At 70.3% G+C, this 16,324-nt stretch carries 12 protein-coding genes and 1 tRNA gene; 6 read left to right on the top strand and 7 right to left on the bottom strand.

Annotated features, from left to right (window positions below):
- The 6 genes from G6023_RS03400 to G6023_RS16250 form a co-directional block, all read right to left on the bottom strand.
- On the bottom strand, positions 1 to 867 hold an 867-nt coding region (locus G6023_RS03400; RefSeq protein ID WP_182634079.1), incomplete at its 3' end, for a serine/threonine-protein kinase.
- Positions 864 to 2,336, bottom strand: a complete 1,473-nt coding sequence (locus tag G6023_RS03395; RefSeq protein WP_069389383.1) for a penicillin-binding transpeptidase domain-containing protein — start codon at positions 2,334 to 2,336, stop codon at positions 864 to 866. The genes G6023_RS03400 and G6023_RS03395, both read right to left, overlap by 4 nt.
- Before the next feature lie 7 nt (positions 2,337 to 2,343).
- On the bottom strand, positions 2,344 to 3,825 hold the full coding sequence (locus G6023_RS03390; RefSeq protein WP_069389382.1) for an FtsW/RodA/SpoVE family cell cycle protein: 1,482 nt from the start codon (positions 3,823 to 3,825) through the stop codon (positions 2,344 to 2,346).
- Between the two features lie 3 nt (positions 3,826 to 3,828).
- Entirely contained in the window at positions 3,829 to 5,370 is a 1,542-nt protein-coding gene (locus G6023_RS03385; protein ID WP_132064057.1) for a PP2C family protein-serine/threonine phosphatase, read from the bottom strand.
- Complete coding sequence (locus G6023_RS03380) at positions 5,367 to 5,825, bottom strand: FHA domain-containing protein FhaB/FipA (protein WP_067716492.1); 459 nt, start codon at positions 5,823 to 5,825, stop codon at positions 5,367 to 5,369. The genes G6023_RS03385 and G6023_RS03380 overlap by 4 nt, the downstream gene beginning before the upstream one ends.
- 85 nt (positions 5,826 to 5,910) lie before the next feature.
- Complete coding sequence (locus G6023_RS16250; RefSeq protein WP_067716489.1) at positions 5,911 to 6,798, bottom strand: FHA domain-containing protein; 888 nt, start codon at positions 6,796 to 6,798, stop codon at positions 5,911 to 5,913.
- A gap of 189 nt (positions 6,799 to 6,987) precedes the next feature.
- On the opposite strand from G6023_RS16250, the gene G6023_RS03370 reads away from it, so the two are divergent.
- The 4 genes from G6023_RS03370 (at position 6,988) to G6023_RS03355 (ending at position 12,182) form a co-directional block, all read left to right on the top strand.
- Positions 6,988 to 7,070, top strand: a tRNA-Leu gene (locus tag G6023_RS03370).
- A 444-nt stretch (positions 7,071 to 7,514) separates the two neighbouring features.
- Positions 7,515 to 9,101 (top strand): Re/Si-specific NAD(P)(+) transhydrogenase subunit alpha, encoded by a 1,587-nt coding sequence (locus G6023_RS03365; protein WP_067716486.1) that lies wholly within the window; start codon positions 7,515 to 7,517, stop codon positions 9,099 to 9,101.
- Positions 9,102 to 9,105: 4 nt separating this feature from the next.
- Positions 9,106 to 10,527 (top strand): Re/Si-specific NAD(P)(+) transhydrogenase subunit beta, encoded by a 1,422-nt coding sequence (gene pntB / locus G6023_RS03360; RefSeq protein ID WP_067716483.1) that lies wholly within the window; start codon positions 9,106 to 9,108, stop codon positions 10,525 to 10,527.
- Between the two features lie 197 nt (positions 10,528 to 10,724).
- Positions 10,725 to 12,182 carry an NAD-dependent succinate-semialdehyde dehydrogenase gene (locus G6023_RS03355; RefSeq protein WP_069389454.1) on the top strand — a complete coding sequence of 486 codons (1,458 nt, stop codon included), beginning with the start codon at positions 10,725 to 10,727 and terminating at the stop codon, positions 12,180 to 12,182.
- Between the two features lie 136 nt (positions 12,183 to 12,318).
- Here the strand turns inward: G6023_RS03355 and G6023_RS03350 are convergent, their stop codons facing one another.
- Positions 12,319 to 13,641, bottom strand: a complete 1,323-nt coding sequence (locus G6023_RS03350) for an ammonium transporter (RefSeq protein WP_132064058.1) — start codon at positions 13,639 to 13,641, stop codon at positions 12,319 to 12,321.
- 275 nt (positions 13,642 to 13,916) lie between these two features.
- Between G6023_RS03350 and glnT the strand changes: the two genes are divergently transcribed.
- Together glnT and G6023_RS03340 are read left to right on the top strand one after the other, a co-directional pair.
- On the top strand, positions 13,917 to 15,329 hold the full coding sequence (gene glnT / locus G6023_RS03345; RefSeq protein ID WP_083249698.1) for a type III glutamate--ammonia ligase: 1,413 nt from the start codon (positions 13,917 to 13,919) through the stop codon (positions 15,327 to 15,329).
- A 58-nt stretch (positions 15,330 to 15,387) separates the two neighbouring features.
- Positions 15,388 to 16,284, top strand: a complete 897-nt coding sequence (locus G6023_RS03340; protein WP_069389456.1) for a class II glutamine amidotransferase domain-containing protein — start codon at positions 15,388 to 15,390, stop codon at positions 16,282 to 16,284.
- The last annotated feature ends 40 nt before the right edge of the window (positions 16,285 to 16,324 follow it).

Raw genomic sequence — 16,324 nt, 5'->3', positions numbered from 1 at the left:
GGCGAGGAACGCGCCCGGGAGACGGGGATCGCGACCGGCCCGGAGGTCGGCGATCGCCTCGGCGAAGGCCTCGCCGTCCGGGTAGCGCCGGCCGGGGTCCTTGGCCATGGCCTCGGCGAGGACGCGTCGGACCGGTCCGGGCACCGAGTCCGGGAGCGGCGGCGGGGTGTCGCGGACGTGCATCATCGCCACGGAGACCGGCGAGTCGGCGACGAACGGCCGTCGACCGGCCAGGCACTCGTAACCCACCACGCCGAGCGAGTACACGTCCCCGGCCGGGGACGTGTCGTTCCCCATGGCCTGCTCGGGCGCGATGTACTGGGCGGTGCCCACGACCATCCCGGTCTGTGTGACGGCGGACGCGCCCATGGACTTGGCGATCCCGAAGTCGGTGAGCTTCACCTGCCCGGCGGGCGTGATGAGGATGTTGCCCGGCTTGACGTCGCGGTGGACCAGGCCGATGGCGTGGGCGGCGTTGAGGGCGCGGCCGGTCTGCTCGAGCATGTCGAGGGTGTGCCGCATCGGCAGCGTGCCCTCGCGGGCCAGGACGTCCGATAGCGGCTCGCCCACCACGAGTTCCATGACCAGGTAGGACAGCGGGTTCCCGGAGGCGGGGTCGTCGATCTGCCCGTAGTCGTAGACGGTGGCGATCCCGGGGTGGGAGATCCTCGCGGTGACCTTGGCCTCGGACCGGAAGCGCTCGACGAACTCGGGGTCGGAGGAGTACTCGGCTTTGAGCACCTTCACGGCGACGTGGCGGTCGAGGACGCCGTCGTCGGCCTCCCACACCTGCCCCATACCGCCGGTGGCGATGAGGCGCAGTAGGCGATAGCGGCCGGACAGGACCGCGCCGGAGTTCAGACTCACGGCGTCCCTCCCAGCAGCGCGCCCAGGACCTCGCGACCGATGGGTGCGGCGTAGGTGGACCCGACGGTGCTGCGATCGACCCCGGGCCCGGACTCGATCGCCACGGCCACCGCCACGTCACGGCCGGGGACGAACGCGATGTACCAGGTGTAGGGGATGGACTCGGAGGAGTCCACGCCGTGCTCGGCGGTGCCGGTCTTGGAGGCCACGGTGACCCCGGGCAAGCCGCCCCCGGCGCCCTGTTCGGCGGCGACCATCATCTCGGTGAGGGTGCCGGCCTGCTCGTCGGTGAGGGCGCGGGCGGCGTCGCGGGGCGTGAAGCCCTGGACGACGGAGAGATCGGGCGCCGTCAGGGTCTTGATGAGTTGCGGTTCCATGCGGACCCCGCCGTTGGAGACGGTCGCGGCCACCATGGCGTTCTGCAGGGTCGTCATCCGGACGTCGCTCTGCCCGATGGAACTCATCGCCAGCTGGGCGTCGTCCTCCATCTGCCCCAGGCCCGACGGTGCGACCGGGATGCCGAAGTCGTCCGGGGCGGTGCCGTCGACGCCGAACTTCTCCGCCATCTCGGTGAAGGCCTCCGCGCCGATCTCCTGGCTCAGCTCGACGAAGGGCACGTTGCAGGACCTCTCGAGGGCCGTGCGCAGGGTGACGGTGCTGCCGCCACAGGTCTGGCCGGCGTAGTTCTCCAGGTAGGTGGACGTCCCCGGCAGCAGGGTGCGGTCGGCGCCGGAGACGGGGGTCTCGGGCCCCATGCCCTGCTCGAGCGCGGCGGCGGTGGTGATGACCTTCATCGTGGAGCCGGGCGGGAGGGACTGCTGGGTGGCGTGGTTGAGCAGCGGCCGGTCCGGGCTCTGCTCGATGCGCGCCATCTCCTGCGCGCGGACCTCCGGGTCCAGGCTGGACAGGGCGCCCGGGTCGAAGGACGGGCTGGAGGCCAGTGCGAGCACCTCACCGGTGGAGGGGCGGACGGCGGCGACGGAGCCCACGAACGGCCCCTGGCCCGCGCCGCGCCGCAGGGCCTCGTAGGCGACCTCCTGGCCCGCGGGGTCCAGGGTGAGCTCCACCGAGCCGCCCTGCGGGGTGCGGCCCGAGATCAGACCGGTGATCCGTTGGGACAGCAGTCTCGGGTCGGAGCCGTTGAGGAAGGCGTCCTGGGTCTGCTCGACCCCGGCGGTGGCGAACTGCAGCGAGTAGTAGCCGACGGTGGGGCCGAACACGACCGGGTCGGTGGGGTAGGTGCGCTGGAACTCGAAGCGTCCCTCCGACGGCAGGGACATGGCCAGCACCCGTCCGCCGGCGGTGATCTGGCCGCGCTGGCGGGAGTACTCGTCGAGGAGCATCCGCGTGTTGCGGGGGTCGGCACGGAGCTCGTCGGCGCGGAAGACCTGGACCCAGGTCAGTTGCAGCAGCAGCGCCACCACCATGACCATGGCGGCGATCGCGACCCGTCGGATGGCGGTGTTCACGCGGCGCTCACCCGTTCCTCCGGCCCGGCGCGCGCAACTTGGGCGCCCGCATCATGCCGGTGGCGGCCTCGGCCAGCGCCGGTGCCTGACGTGGGGTGGGCAGCGGCCGGCGCGCGTCGTGGGACAGGCGCAGCAGGATGGCGACCAGTGCGTAGTTGGCCAACAGGCTGGAGCCCCCGTAGGCCATGAACGGCAGGGTCAGGCCGGTGAGGGGGATGAGGGTGGAGACGCCGCCGACCACGACGAACATCTGGATGGCCATGGTGGACGCCAGGCCCACGGCGACGAGCTTGCCGAAACTGTCGCGGATGGTCAGCCCCACCCGGATGCCGCGGAGGATGAGGATCGCGTAGACCATCAGCACCGCGGCGAGGCCGATCAGGCCCAGTTCCTCGCCGATGGTGGAGGTGATGAAGTCGGTGTTCGCGAACGGCACCTGGTCGGGTCGCCCGTTGCCGAGCCCGGTGCCGCCCATGCCGCCGGAGGCGAGGCCGAACAGGGCCTGCGAACTCTGGTAGCCGCCGGTGTCGAAGAACGCGAAGGGGTCCTGCCAGATCTGGAACCGCACACGAACGTGCCCGAACAGGGCGTAGGCCAGCACGCCGCCCACGGCGACCAGGACCACGCCGATGAGCAGCCAGCTCACCCGCTCGGTGGCCACGTACAGCAGCGTGAGCACGGTGGCGAACAGCAGGAGCGCCATGCCGAGGTCGGTGTTGAACACCAGCACGCCCAGGGACAGGAACCAGGCCACGATGATCGGCCCGAGGTCGCGGGCGCGCGGCAGGTCCACGCCCAGCACGCGCTTGCCGGCGGTGGTGAACAGCTCGCGCTTCTCCACCAGGATCGAGGCGAAGAAGATGATGAGCAGGATCTTGGCGAACTCGCCCGGCTGGATGGTGAACCCGGGCAGGATGATCCAGTTCTTGGCGCCGTTGATCTCGGAGAACCGGGAGGGGAGCAGCGCCGGGATCGCCAGCAGTGCGAGGCCGGCGAACCCCATCGTGTAGCCGTACCGGGCCAGGACGCGGTGGTCGCGCAGGAAGTACAGCACGGCCGCCATCACGGCCAGACCGAGGAACGTCCACAGCAGCTGCCGGGTGACGTCCATCCCCGGCGGGTCGTTCCCGGCCGCCGCGGCGTTGGCCGCGTACGACAGGTCGAGCCGGTAGATGAGCACCAGCCCCAGCCCGTTGAGCAGCGCGACGCCCGGTAGCAACACCGGATCGGCGTAGGGCGCGAGCCAGCGGATGAGCAGGTGGGCGCCGCCGGCGAGGCCGAGGAACGCCAGGGTGATCCACAGCAGCGCCAGGGACAGTTCCTGCTCCTGGGCGAGTTGGACGAGCAGCAGCGAGAACCCGACGATCACCGCGGCGGCGACGAGCAGGACCAGTTCCTTGCCCCGGCGCGGGCTGTCGGGCACCGCCTGGCCGCGGGGATCGGATGCGGGTGAGGCCGACGATGGTGAGGCTGATGCGGAGGAGGACATGAATCAGCTCACCGCCCGGCAGGTCTCCCCGGGCACAGGTGCGGGGGTCGTGGGGGAGGGGGGAGTCGCCGGTTCGTCCGTGGGGGCGGGCTCGCCGGGCGACGGCGACCCGGTGGGTGCGGGGGAACCCGTGGGAGAGGGGGACCCGGTGGGAGAGGACGACGACGAGGTCTGCTCGCGCGGGCGCTCCTGCTGCTCACGGGGTTCGCACGGCGGCAGGAGGTTGTCCTCCGTGAGCCGGGAGACCTGGGCGCCCGCCTCGGCGAGGCTGCCCGACGGCAGTCCGGCGCGGACCGTCTCGCGGGCGGGTTCGCGGAGGTCCCCCAGGGTGAACACGTCGCACCCGGCGGGGATGGCATCGGGGGAGTGCATGGTCAGGTCGCCCTCGCGGGTCAGGCATCCCACCTGGATGACCGAGGCCAACGAGATGCCGAAGACCTCCCCGGAGATGCCCCTCTTCACCACGACCTGGCTGTCCGATTCGGTGACGAAGTAGTTGCTGCGGACGAGCAGCGCGGACACGCCCACGATCCCCGCCAGCAGTACGAGCACCCCGACGACGCTCAGGGCGAAACGCCATCTGCTGCCGCGCGGTGGGGCGGCGTCGACCTCGTCGTCGTCGTCGGATCCGTTCCCACGCCCCGCACCCGACGCCCCGGCGGCACCGGACGTTCCGGCGGCTCCCCCGCGTGAGGCGACCTGGGCGCGCGAGAACGCGGCGGCCTTACCGGCCGCGGTGTCGGAGTACGGGTCGGCGGCGGGGTCGATCTGGCCCGGCTCGTCGCCCGACGCCGCGCCCACCACCACGGGGATAACCGGCGCGTCGCGCGGGGAGTCCAGGACGTCGGCCAGGACGACCGTGATGTTGTCCGGCCCGCCCGAGCGCAACGCCAGCTGGACCAGCCGGTCCGCGGCCTCCTCGACGGTTCCGGTGGCCAGCGTCTCGGCGATCGTCTCGGTGCTCACCGGGTCGGACAGGCCGTCGGAGCAGAGCAGGTAGCGGTCGCCGACCCGCGCCTCGCGGATGACGGCGGTCGGCTCCACCGGCTCCCCGGTCAGCGCCTTGAGGATGAGCGAGCGCCGCGGATGGGTGTGGGCCTCGTCGGCGGAGAGTTCCCCGCGGTCGACGAGGGACTGGACGAAGGTGTCGTCCTTGGTGATCTGGGTCAGTGTCCCGTCACGCAGCAGGTAGGCCCGGGAATCACCCACGTGGAGCAGGCCCATGCGGCGGCCGTCGAACAGCAGCGCGGTGGCCGTGCACCCCATGCCGTCGGTCTCCGGGTACGCCTCGACGTGGGAGGCGATCGCCTCGTTGCCGACCGTCAGCGCGCGGGTCAGGGCCCCGGTGAGATCCTGCCCCGGTTCGTCCTCGTCGAGCCTCGCCAGCGCCGCCACGACGAACTGGCTGGCGATCTCACCCGCGGCGTGGCCGCCCATGCCGTCGGCGAGGGCCAACAGACGGGGTCCGGCGTAGGCCGAGTCCTCGTTGTTCTCCCGCACCATGCCCAGATGTGAGCGCGCGGTGTAGACGAGCGCCGGGGTCACGTGCGCAGCTCGATCACGGTCTTGCCGATCCGGATCGGCGTGCCGGCGTCCACCTTGACCGGGGTCGTCACCCGCGATCTGTCCAGATAGGTGCCGTTGGTCGAGCCGAGGTCCTCGAGGAACCAGTCGGGGCCGTGCGGGGACAGCCGCGCGTGCTGGTTGGACGCGTAGTCGTCGTCGATCACGAGGGTGCACGAGTCGGCCCGGCCCACCAGGACCGGCTGCTCGGACAGGGTGATCCGGGTACCTGCGAGGGCGCCCTGGGTGACCACGAGATGCCGGATCGCCCGGGAGCCGCGGCCGAACACGCCGCCCCGGCGCTCGCCGCGGCCGGACGACCTCATCCCCACGTTGCCGAAGACGTCGGTCTTCAGCGCCCGCAGGGTGAGGTAGATGAACAGCCACAACAGCGCCAACAACAGGCCGCGCGAGAGCTGCAGAACGAGTCCCTGCACTGGTGCCGTCCTCCCCTCGCCCGCCGATTCACTTCGGACAACGTGTGGCCGCCCCCGGTGGTTCCGGGGGTCATCCGTGTCGAGGCTAGTCGAACCGGACGGTGATCTCCGAGTGTCCGACCCTGATGACGTCGCCGTCGGCGAGTTGCCAGTCCTGGATCGGCCCGTCGTTCACCGTGGTGCCGTTGGTCGAGCCGAGGTCGGTGAGAACCGCTTCCCGACCATCGAAATGGATGTCCGCGTGCTGGCGTGACACCCCGGTGTCGGGCAGGCGGAACGCTGCGTCCTGCCCGCGTCCCAGCAGGTTGGAGCCCCGCTGGAGGCGGAACGTCCGCCCCGAGCCGTCCTCAAGGTGCAGCGTGACCGTCAGCGAGGCCCGGCCCTGGGTGATCTGGGTCGGGGCGTCCGACGGGCCACCCCAGCCCGCGCTCCGGGCTCCGGGGCCGGTCGAGACCGGGTAGTTGGAAGCGGGTGCCTGCATGTCGCTGTTCTCCTTGCTCGCACTCGGCCCGTCCACGCCCCGTCGGTCCGCACCCGGCGACGACGGCGCCGGATGATCCGGCGCCGGCGCCGGTGCGGCGGCCGAGATGTGGAACGGGACGGCGTCGGGGTCCACGACCCCGTCGATACGCATCTGTCCGGTGTGGAGGTCATCGCGCTCCACGAAGGTCACGGTGACCGGGCCGTAGGTCTCCCAACCCTGCTCGGAGATGTGATCCGACAGATGGCGGGAGAAGGTCTTGACGGCCAGGGCCTCGTCCTCGGTGAAAGAGGCGTAGTCCGACCGGGCCAGGGTGATGGAGTAGCTGTTGGACACCAACAGGTGCCCGTCGACCACCTTGAGGGAGGCCTCCGCCTGCTTGCGGAGCTGTGACTCCACTTCGGCCGCCACGACTCTCCCGCCGAAGAGGCGGGCGAACGCGTCGCCGACCGCGCCCTGCAGGGTGCGCTCGAACTTCCCGACGATCCCCACGCCTCGCCTCCTTCCTCGTGGTGGGCCCGGCCATCTGGCCGGCCCGGCTGTCCTCGCGCCGCCCGCGGCGGCATCCGGTCGATCATAGAGGCGGTGGCGGTGGGAAGCACGCTTCCAGCCGCAGGGAAGCCCTCACCAGCCGATTAGTGCGGTCGGAACGCCGCGTGTTAACGTATTCGGGCGTTACTCGGGCGAGTGGCGGAATGGCAGACGCGCTGGCTTCAGGTGCCAGTGTCCTTCGGGACGTGGGGGTTCAAGTCCCCCTTCGCCCACACCTAGGGAGCACCCCGGATCGTCACCGACGATCCGGGGTGCTTTTTATTGCGCACCAACTTCACGCCACTAAGCATCCGGAGCCTATGGCATGTGTCACAAGGTCCCCGAAAACGATCCCACCGGCTCGTTCGCGGTCCACAGTGTCCCGTAGGCTCTGCCGGAAGTTCTTCCGGTGGACGTGGCGCCACCCTGCCCGCGCCGGAGGACGACGCCGTAACGGTGGACGAAGCAGGGGTAACCATCCCACCCCGAGCCGCTTCGTGAGCTCTGATCTCGGATCGGTGACTGGAGCGCACCCCGGGCACACACGTGCCGGGCCTGTGGAGAATACGTAGAACACGCCAAAACTCGAGACGTCAGAGCCGGCGCACACGCGTCGGCTCGCTCACAACGCAGTAAGAGGATGCCCTATGGCTTCGAGCCTTGAAGAGATCCCTGATATGAAGCCGGACTCCGATGTCCGGGATGCCGGTGTCGCGCCGTCGGTGATCGGTGTGGTCGCCGAGTCCAACCCGGCGGAGAACCGGGTGGCGGCGACGCCCGAGACGGTGGCGAAGCTGATCGGCCTGGGCTACCGGGTCGTGGTGGAGCACGACGCCGGTACGCGCGCGGAGTTCGCGGATGCCGCGTACGCGGAGGCCGGTGCCGAGCTGGCCGATGGTGACGCCGCGTGGTCGGCGGACGTGGTGATGAAGGTCGCCGTGCCCACCGAGGCCGAGGTGGCGCGGGTCCGGTCGGGCGCGACGCTGGTGGGGCTGTTGGCGCCGGCGCAGAACGAACATCTCCTCGGTCTGCTCGCCGAGCGCGGCGTGACCGCGCTGGCGATGGATGCGGTCCCGCGTATCTCGCGGGCGCAGTCGATGGACGTGCTGTCGTCGATGGCCAACATCGCCGGCTACCGCGCGGTGATCGAGGCCGCTCATCACTTCGGACGGTTCTTCACCGGCCAGGTCACCGCGGCGGGCAAGGTCCCGCCGGCCAAGGTCCTGGTCGCGGGTGCCGGCGTGGCGGGTCTCGCCGCGATCGGGGCCGCCTCGAGCCTGGGCGCGATCGTCCGCGCGACCGATCCGCGTCCCGAGGTGGCCGACCAGGTGGGGTCCATCGGTGGCGAGTATCTGCCCGTGGAGGTGCCCGAGGAGGAGAAGGTCGTCTCCACTGACGGGTATGCCAAGGCCACCAGTGAGGCCTACGATCGGGCCGCGGCGAACCTCTACTCGGAGCAGGCAGCCGACGTGGACATCATCATCACCACCGCGCTGATCCCGGGTCGGCAGGCACCGCGCCTGATCACGGCCGCCGACATCGCGACGATGAAGCGCGGCTCGGTCATCGTCGACATGGCGGCCGCGCAGGGCGGCAACGTCGAGGGCAGTGTGGCCGACGAGGTCGTCGTCACCGAGGGCGGTGTCACGATCATCGGTTACACCGACCTGGCCGGGCGGCTGCCCGCGCAGGCTTCGCAGCTGTACGGCACCAACCTGGTCAACCTGACCAAGCTGGTCACGCCGGGCAAGGACGGCGCGTGGGCGCTGGACATGGACGACGTGGTCCAGCGCGGAGTGACGGTGACACGGGGCGGCGAGATCATGTGGCCGCCCCCGCCGGTGCAGGTCAGTGCCGCCCCCGCGGCGGCCGCTGCCCCCGAACCGGTCGAGCCCAAGCCTGAGAAGAAGAAGATGTCGGCCGGCGCGAAGCTCGGCCTGATCGCCGCCGGCATGGCGTTGCTGCTGCTGCTCACCGCGGTCGCGCCGGGGGACATCCCGCGCCACATCACGGTGTTCGTGCTGGCGATCGTGATCGGCTACTACGTCATCGGCAACGTGCACCACGCGCTGCACACCCCGTTGATGTCCGTGACCAACGCGATATCCGGAGTGATCGTCGTGGGTGCGTTGCTGCAGGTCGGGATCGACAACACCCTCGGCCTGGCGCTCGCCGCCATCGCGATCCTCGTCGCGTCCATCAACGTCTTCGGCGGTTTCGCCGTGACGCGTCGCATGCTCGGCATGTTCTCGAAGGGAGCCTGAGCAGATGTCTGTTGAGACCGCCGCCAATGCGGCCTACCTGGTCGCCGCACTGCTGTTCATCCTGTCGCTCGCCGGGCTGTCCAAGCACGAGACCGCCCGCCGGGGCCTGACCTTCGGCATCGCCGGCATGGCGCTGGCCCTGGTCGCCACCGTCGCGCTGGTCATCGACCACCAGCCCGCCACCATCGGCATCGTGTTGATGGTCGTGGCCGTCGCCATCGGCGCCGTCATCGGCCTGATGCGCGCGCGCAGCGTGCAGATGACCGAGATGCCCGAACTCATCGCCCTGCTGCACTCGTTCGTCGGCCTGGCCGCCGTGCTGGTCGGGTGGAACGGCTACCTGGAGCCCGAGCTGCACGGTGAGCTCACCGGTTCGCTGCTCGGCATCCACCACGCCGAGGTGTTCATCGGCGTGTTCATCGGCGCCGTCACCTTCACCGGTTCGATCGTCGCCTACCTCAAGCTGTCGGGGAAGATGAAGTCCGCACCGCTGGTGCTGCCGGGCAAGAACCTCATCAACCTCGGCATCCTCGTGGCGTTCGTCGCGCTGACCGTGTGGTTCGTCATCTCCCCCGCGCTGTGGATGCTCATCGTGGTCACCGCCCTGGCGCTGGCCCTGGGCTGGCACCTGGTCGCCAGCATCGGTGGCGGCGACATGCCGGTCGTGGTGTCGATGCTCAACTCGTACTCCGGCTGGGCCGCCGCGGCCACCGGCTTCCTGTTGGGCAACGATCTGCTCATCGTGACCGGCGCGCTGGTCGGCTCCTCGGGCGCGTACCTGTCCTACATCATGTGCAAGGCGATGAACCGCTCGTTCTTCTCCGTCATCATGGGCGGCTTCGGTATCGAGGCCTCATCGGGCGAGGGCAAGGACCACGGCGAGCACACCGAGATCGATGTCGCCGGTGCGGCCGAGATGCTGGCGGATGCCTCGAGGGTGATCATCGCCCCCGGTTACGGCATGGCCGTGGCGCAGGCGCAGTACCCGGTCGCCGACCTCACCCGCACCCTGCGTGAGCGTGGCGTCGACGTGCGCTTCGCCGTCCACCCGGTCGCCGGTCGCCTGCCCGGCCACATGAACGTCCTGTTGGCCGAGGCCAAGGTCCCCTACGACATCGTGCTCGAGCTCGACGAGATCAACGACGACTTCGCGGACACCGACGTGGTGCTGGTCATCGGTGCCAACGACACCGTGAACCCGGATGCCGCCGAGGACCCGGGTAGCCCGATCGCGGGTATGCCCGTGCTCCACGTCTGGGAGGCCGAGAACGTCATCGTGTTCAAGCGGTCGATGGCCGCCGGTTACGCCGGCGTCCAGAACCCGCTGTTCTTCCGCGACAACACCCAGATGCTGTTCGGCGACGCCAAGGACCGCGTCGACGACATCCTGGCCGCGGTCAAGGATCAGCAGGGCGCCAGGGCCTGACGCGCCGAACCGCCCGTTCGACCGTTCGACCACATCCGCTACCCGCCCTACGGATCCGCTATTCCGATTGGAGTAGCGGATCCCGAGGGGGAGTAGCGGATGTGGTCGTCTGTCGTCCGCGTGGCGGCCGTCGGGCGGCGGGGCCCCGGTGGTGGATACGACGGCGCCCCTGCGGGCGGGGCGGGTAGAAGTGAGGCATGAGCCACGCACCCACCAGCGCCTATCCGGACACCCGCCTGTTCATCGACGACCAGTGGACCGACTCCGCCGACGGCCGCACCATCGACGTGCGCAACCCGGCCGACGGGCAAGTGATCGGCACGGTCGCCCACGCCTCCACCGCGGACCTGGACCGCGCCCTCGACGCCGCCGACCGGGGCTTCGCCGTGTGGCGGGACACGACCCCGGCCAAGCGCGGCTCGATCATGCGCGCGGCGGCGCAGCTGTTGCGGGAACGGGCCGATTCCGTCGCCCGCATGATGACGCTGGAGCAGGGCAAACCGCTGCGGGAGGCGAAGGGCGAGATCCTCGCGGCGGCCACCATCGTCGACTGGTTCGCCGATGAGGGACTCCGCGTCTATGGCAGGCTCGTACCCCACCGCAGCGACCTCACGATCCGCCAGATGGTGGTGAAGGACCCGGTCGGCCCGGTGGCGGCGTTCACGCCCTGGAACTTCCCCGTCAACCAGGTGGTCCGCAAGATCGCGGCCGGGCTGGCGGCGGGGTGTTCCCTGATCGTCAAGGCGCCGGAGGAGACCCCGGCCAGTCCCGCCGAGCTCATCCGGGCCTTCGCCGATGCGGGCCTGCCGGCCGGGGTGTTGGGTCTGGTCTACGGGGACCCTGCCGAGATCTCCGGGTATCTCATCCCGCACCCCGTGATCCGGAAGATCACGTTCACCGGCTCGACGGCCGTCGGCAAGCAGTTGGCCGCGATGGCGGGACAGCACATGAAGCGCAGCTCGATGGAGCTCGGCGGCCACGCGCCGGTCATCGTCTGCGACGACGCCGACCTCCGGCTGGTCCTCGACGCCATGGGCCCCATGACGTTCCGCAACGCCGGTCAGGTGTGCATCTCCCCGACGCGGTTCCTGGTGCAGAACGGCATCCGCGACGAGTTCGCCCGCGAACTGGCCCGGCACGCCGGGCAGATCCGGGTCGGCAGCGGACTCGAGGACGGCACCACCATGGGTCCCCTCGCCAACGATCGTCGACTCGCGGCGATGAGTGAGTTCCACTCCGACGCCGTCGACCGGGGTGCGGAGGTCCTCACCGGCGGTCACCGGATCGGCGACGCGGGCAACTACTGGGCTCCCACCGTGTTCAACGAGGTGCCGACCGAGGCGCGGTTGTTCAACGACGAGCCGTTCGGGCCCGTCGCCGCCATCCGGGGGTTCGATCACCTCGACGAGGCGATCGCCGAGGCCAACCGCCTGCCCTACGGGTTGGCCGGTTACGCGTTCACCGGGTCGCTCGCGAACGCGGACCTCCTCACCCGCAGGGTCGAGGTGGGGATGCTGTGGGTCAACATGCCGTCGATGCCGTCCGCCGAGCTGCCGTTCGGCGGGGTGAAGGACTCGGGCTACGGCTCCGAGGGCGGTCCCGAGGCCATGGAGTGCTACCTCAACACCCGGTCGATCGCGATCCGGAACGTCTGACCCGCCGTCGGGCACGACGAACCCGGGGCACGACGAACCGGGACACGACGAACCGGGACACGCCGAACCCCGGGGCCCGCAGCCGAGTCGGATCGAACCGGCGGCAGACCCCGGGGTCATGCAGTCGCGTGAGGCGTCAGTTCTTCGTCGTGTTCGCCACCTCCTCCGGTGAGTCCTCCACGGCCGCGGCCGTCCCGAGACCGTCCTGGAAGTACGCCATCTCGCGGTGGTAGGCCTTGTCGAGGCCCTCGAGCTCTGCCTCCTCGGTGACGCGCAGCCCTATCGTCTTGTCGAGGACGACCGCGATGAGCAGCGTGACCAGGAACGAGTAGGCGACCACGGCCACCGTGGCGAGGGTCTGCGCCCCGAGCTGCCCGAACCCGCCGCCGTACAGCAACCCGGCCTCACCGACGGGCGAGGCGGGATCGGCGATGACGCCGATGAGCATCGTGCCGATGACGCCGGCGACGAGGTGCAGCCCGGCCACGTCGAGGGAGTCGTCGTATCCCAGGCGGAACTTCAGGCCCACCGCGTAGTGGCACACCACGCCGCAGATCAGGCCGATCGCGATGGCGCCGAGCGGGCTCACCGACGAGGCGGCCGGGGTGATGCCGACCATGCCGGCGACCAGCCCGGACGCGACACCCAGGGTGGTGGGGTGCTTGGCCCGGACCTGTTCGGTGATCATCCACGCCAGGGCCCCGCACAGGGCGGCGACGACGGTGTTCAGGGCGGCGACGCCGGCCGTGTTGCCCGCGGCGACCGCCGAGCCGGCGTTGAAGCCGATCCAGCCCGCGAACAGCATCCCGGCGCCGAGGAAGGTCAGGGGGACACTGTGCGGCCGGCTCACCGTGGGGAACCCGGCGCGGCGCCCCAGTACGAGGACCAGGGCGAGTGTGGCGATGCCGGCGTTGATGTGGATGGCGGTACCGCCGGCGAGATCGATCGCGCCCAGGCCGTTGGCGATCCACCCGCCCACGACCGAGCCGTCCTCGGAATCGAACGCGAACACCCAGTGGGCGACGGGGAAGAAGACGAGCAGAGGCCACACCAGGGCGAAGACCAGCCAGGTGGAGAACTTCATCCGGTCGGCGACGCCGCCGGCCACCAGTGCGACCGTGATGCCCGCGAACAGCAGGAGGAATCCGGCGAACAGGGCGGGCGGAAGTCCCGGTGTCTCAGGCTCGGCCATGATCCCCCTCAGCCCCAGGTACTCCAGGGGGTCCCCGAGGAGCCCGAGCCCGCCGAGCGAGTTGCCGAAGGTGAGGGAGTACCCGACGACGACCCACAGCACGGCCATCACCGCGACCGCACCGATCGTCATCATCATCATGTTGAGCGTGCTGCGGATGCTGACCATGCCGCCGTAGAACAGGGCGAGACCGGGCACCATCAGCGCCACTGCGACCATGGCCGCGAGCACCCAGGCGGTGTCCGCCGCCGCGATGGCTACGTCCATCTGTCTCTCTTTTCTCTGCAGGCCACCGGTGGCGGCTGTCGGGATAAACGAACGTTTCACAGTGTGATCCCGTGGTGCTCACCGCCGCGTATCGCGATGGTTTCCATCTGGTTACCGGATTCGGCGGAGGAACACCCCGCTACAGCGGTTCGTCCCTTCGCCGCAGGTGAGCGCCGGACGCGATGCTCCGCGAAGCCGTAACACGGCGGTAACCACCACGGGGTTTCCGCTCAGTAGGTTATGAACACCACGCAGAAACAAGCCCAGGAGGGCCCATGACAGTGACCGCAGATCCCACCGTCGGGGTCGCCGCTTCCCGGAACGGCTCGGCCGTCCACCCTCCGGTCGCGCCGATCAGGACGGGGGCCGACCAGGGGCCGGGCCCCCTCGCCAGGGTCGTTGCCGAGACCGGGACGCGATTCGTCCTCGCCGTCTTCACCAACCTCCGTGGCAAACCCTGCGCCAAGCTCGTGCCGGCCTCGGCCGTCGACCAACTCGAAGCCGGAGAGCTCGGCTTCGCCGGTTACGCGGCCGACGCGATGGGCCAACAACCGGAAGACCCCGACCTCGTCGTCGTCCCCGACGCGCGGTCCTTCACCTCGTTGGACTTCATCAAACCCGGGTTGGCCCTCGTGCACTGTGACCCCTGGGTGGGCGGGCGACCGTGGCGCTTCGCGCCACGCGTCATCCTCGGCCGGGTGCTCGCCGACGCCGCCACCAACGGCCTCGAGCTCAAGGTGGGCGCCGAGGTCGAGTACTTCCTGGTCCGCCGGAACGCCGACGGCACGCTGCGCACCGCCGACCCGAAGGACGACGAGTCCCACCCCTGCTACGACGCACGCGGCGTCACCCGCATGTACGAGCACCTCGCCGGGGTCTCGGAGGCGATGAACACCCTCGGGTGGTCCAACTACGCCAACGACCACGAGGACGGCAACGGGCAGTTCGAGCAGAATTTCGCCTACGACGAGGCCATGGTCACCGCCGACCGGGTCATGACACTGCGCTACATCATCTCGATGCTGGCCGAACAACGGGACATGATCGCCACCTTCATGCCCAAGCCGTTCTCCGACCGGACCGGCTCGGGGATGCACCTGCACATGTCACTCTGGCGCGGGGGCGACGCGGTGTTCCCCTCCGAGGGCCCGGACCGGTACGGGCTGGGGCTCTCGCCCACCGCCTACGCCTTCATCGGCGGCATCCTCACCCACGCCTCCGGTATGCACGCGGTCCTGTGTCCGACGATCAACTCCTACAAGCGCATCGGTGCACGCACCACGACCTCCGGTGCGACCTGGTCGCCGACCGATGCGACCTACGGCGGCAACGACCGGACCCACTACCTCCGCGTCCCCGACGCGAACCGGGTCGAACTGCGCGGCGGTGACGGATCCGCGAACCCCTACCTCGCGATGGCGGTCCAGCTCGCGGCCGGACTCGACGGCATCCGACGCGACCTCGACCCGGGACCGCCCGCCGCCGTCACCGACGCCACCCACACCCTGCCACCGACGCTCCTGCACGCCGTGGAGGCGATGGTCGCCGACGACGTCGTGCGCGCGGCCCTCGACACCTGTGGAGACGGCGTCGCGGACTACTACGCCGGCCTCAAGCGCGACGAGTTCACCGCCTGGCACAACACCGTCACCCAGTGGGAGATCGACGAGTACCTCACGGCGTTGTGAGCCGCCGACGACCCTGCGTCACCCACCCACCCGCTCTCACTACACCTCAGGAGAATCCATGTGCGGCATCGTCGGACTCCACCTCCGCGACCCCGGCCTCGAGCCCCGGCTCGGCGAACTGCTCACCACCATGCTCGGCGAGATGACCGACCGGGGCCCCGACTCCGCAGGGGTCGCCGTGTACGGCAACCGGGACTGGACCCCGGCCGGATCCGCGACGGTCACCGTGCTTGCCGACGGCGTCGGCGTCGACGCTCTCACCCAGCGCGTGGGCGCCGAACTCGGCCGCCCGGTCGACGGACAGGAACTCGGCGCCACCACATTGCTCAGTGCCGTCACCGACGTCGACTCGCTGGCGGCCGCCGTCCGCACCGCCGCCCCCGAGGTGGTCCTGGTGGGAATGGGTCGCGAGCTGGCCGTGCTCAAGGGGACCGGCCTGCCGCTCGACCTGGCCGCCGGTTTCGGCCTGGCCGGAGCCAGCGGCTGGCAGGGGGTCGGCCACACCCGGATGGCCACCGAGTCGGCGGTGACGCCCGCCGGGTCGCACCCCTTCTCCGTCGGACCGGACCAGTGCATCGTCCACAACGGGTCCTTCTCCAACCACGCCTCGGTCCGACGGCAGCTCGCCCGACGCGACATCCGCTGCGACACGCTCAACGACACCGAGGTCGCCGCCCGGTTCGTCGCCGCCCAGATCGCGCAGGGCGCCGGCATCGACCAGGCGCTCGAGGAGATGGCCGGAGTGCTGGACGGCTTCTACACGCTGCTGGTCTCCACCGCGGACGACTTCGCCGTGGTGCGCGACCCCATCGCCTGCAAACCCGCGGTGATCGCCGAGACCGACCAGTACGTGGCGATGGCGTCGGAATACCGGGCGATGGCGCACCTGCCGGGTATCGAGAGCGCCCGCCTCTACGAGCCCGAACCCGGCCGCATCTACCACTGGCACCGCTGAGCGCGCACCGCCGACAGTCGGACCCCGTCACCGCCCCAGC

It is taken from the genome of Dietzia sp. DQ11-71 (assembly GCF_014144995.1).
Classification (GTDB): Bacteria; Actinomycetota; Actinomycetes; order Mycobacteriales; family Mycobacteriaceae; genus Dietzia; species Dietzia kunjamensis.
This window is presented reverse-complemented; position numbering and strand designations above follow the sequence as displayed.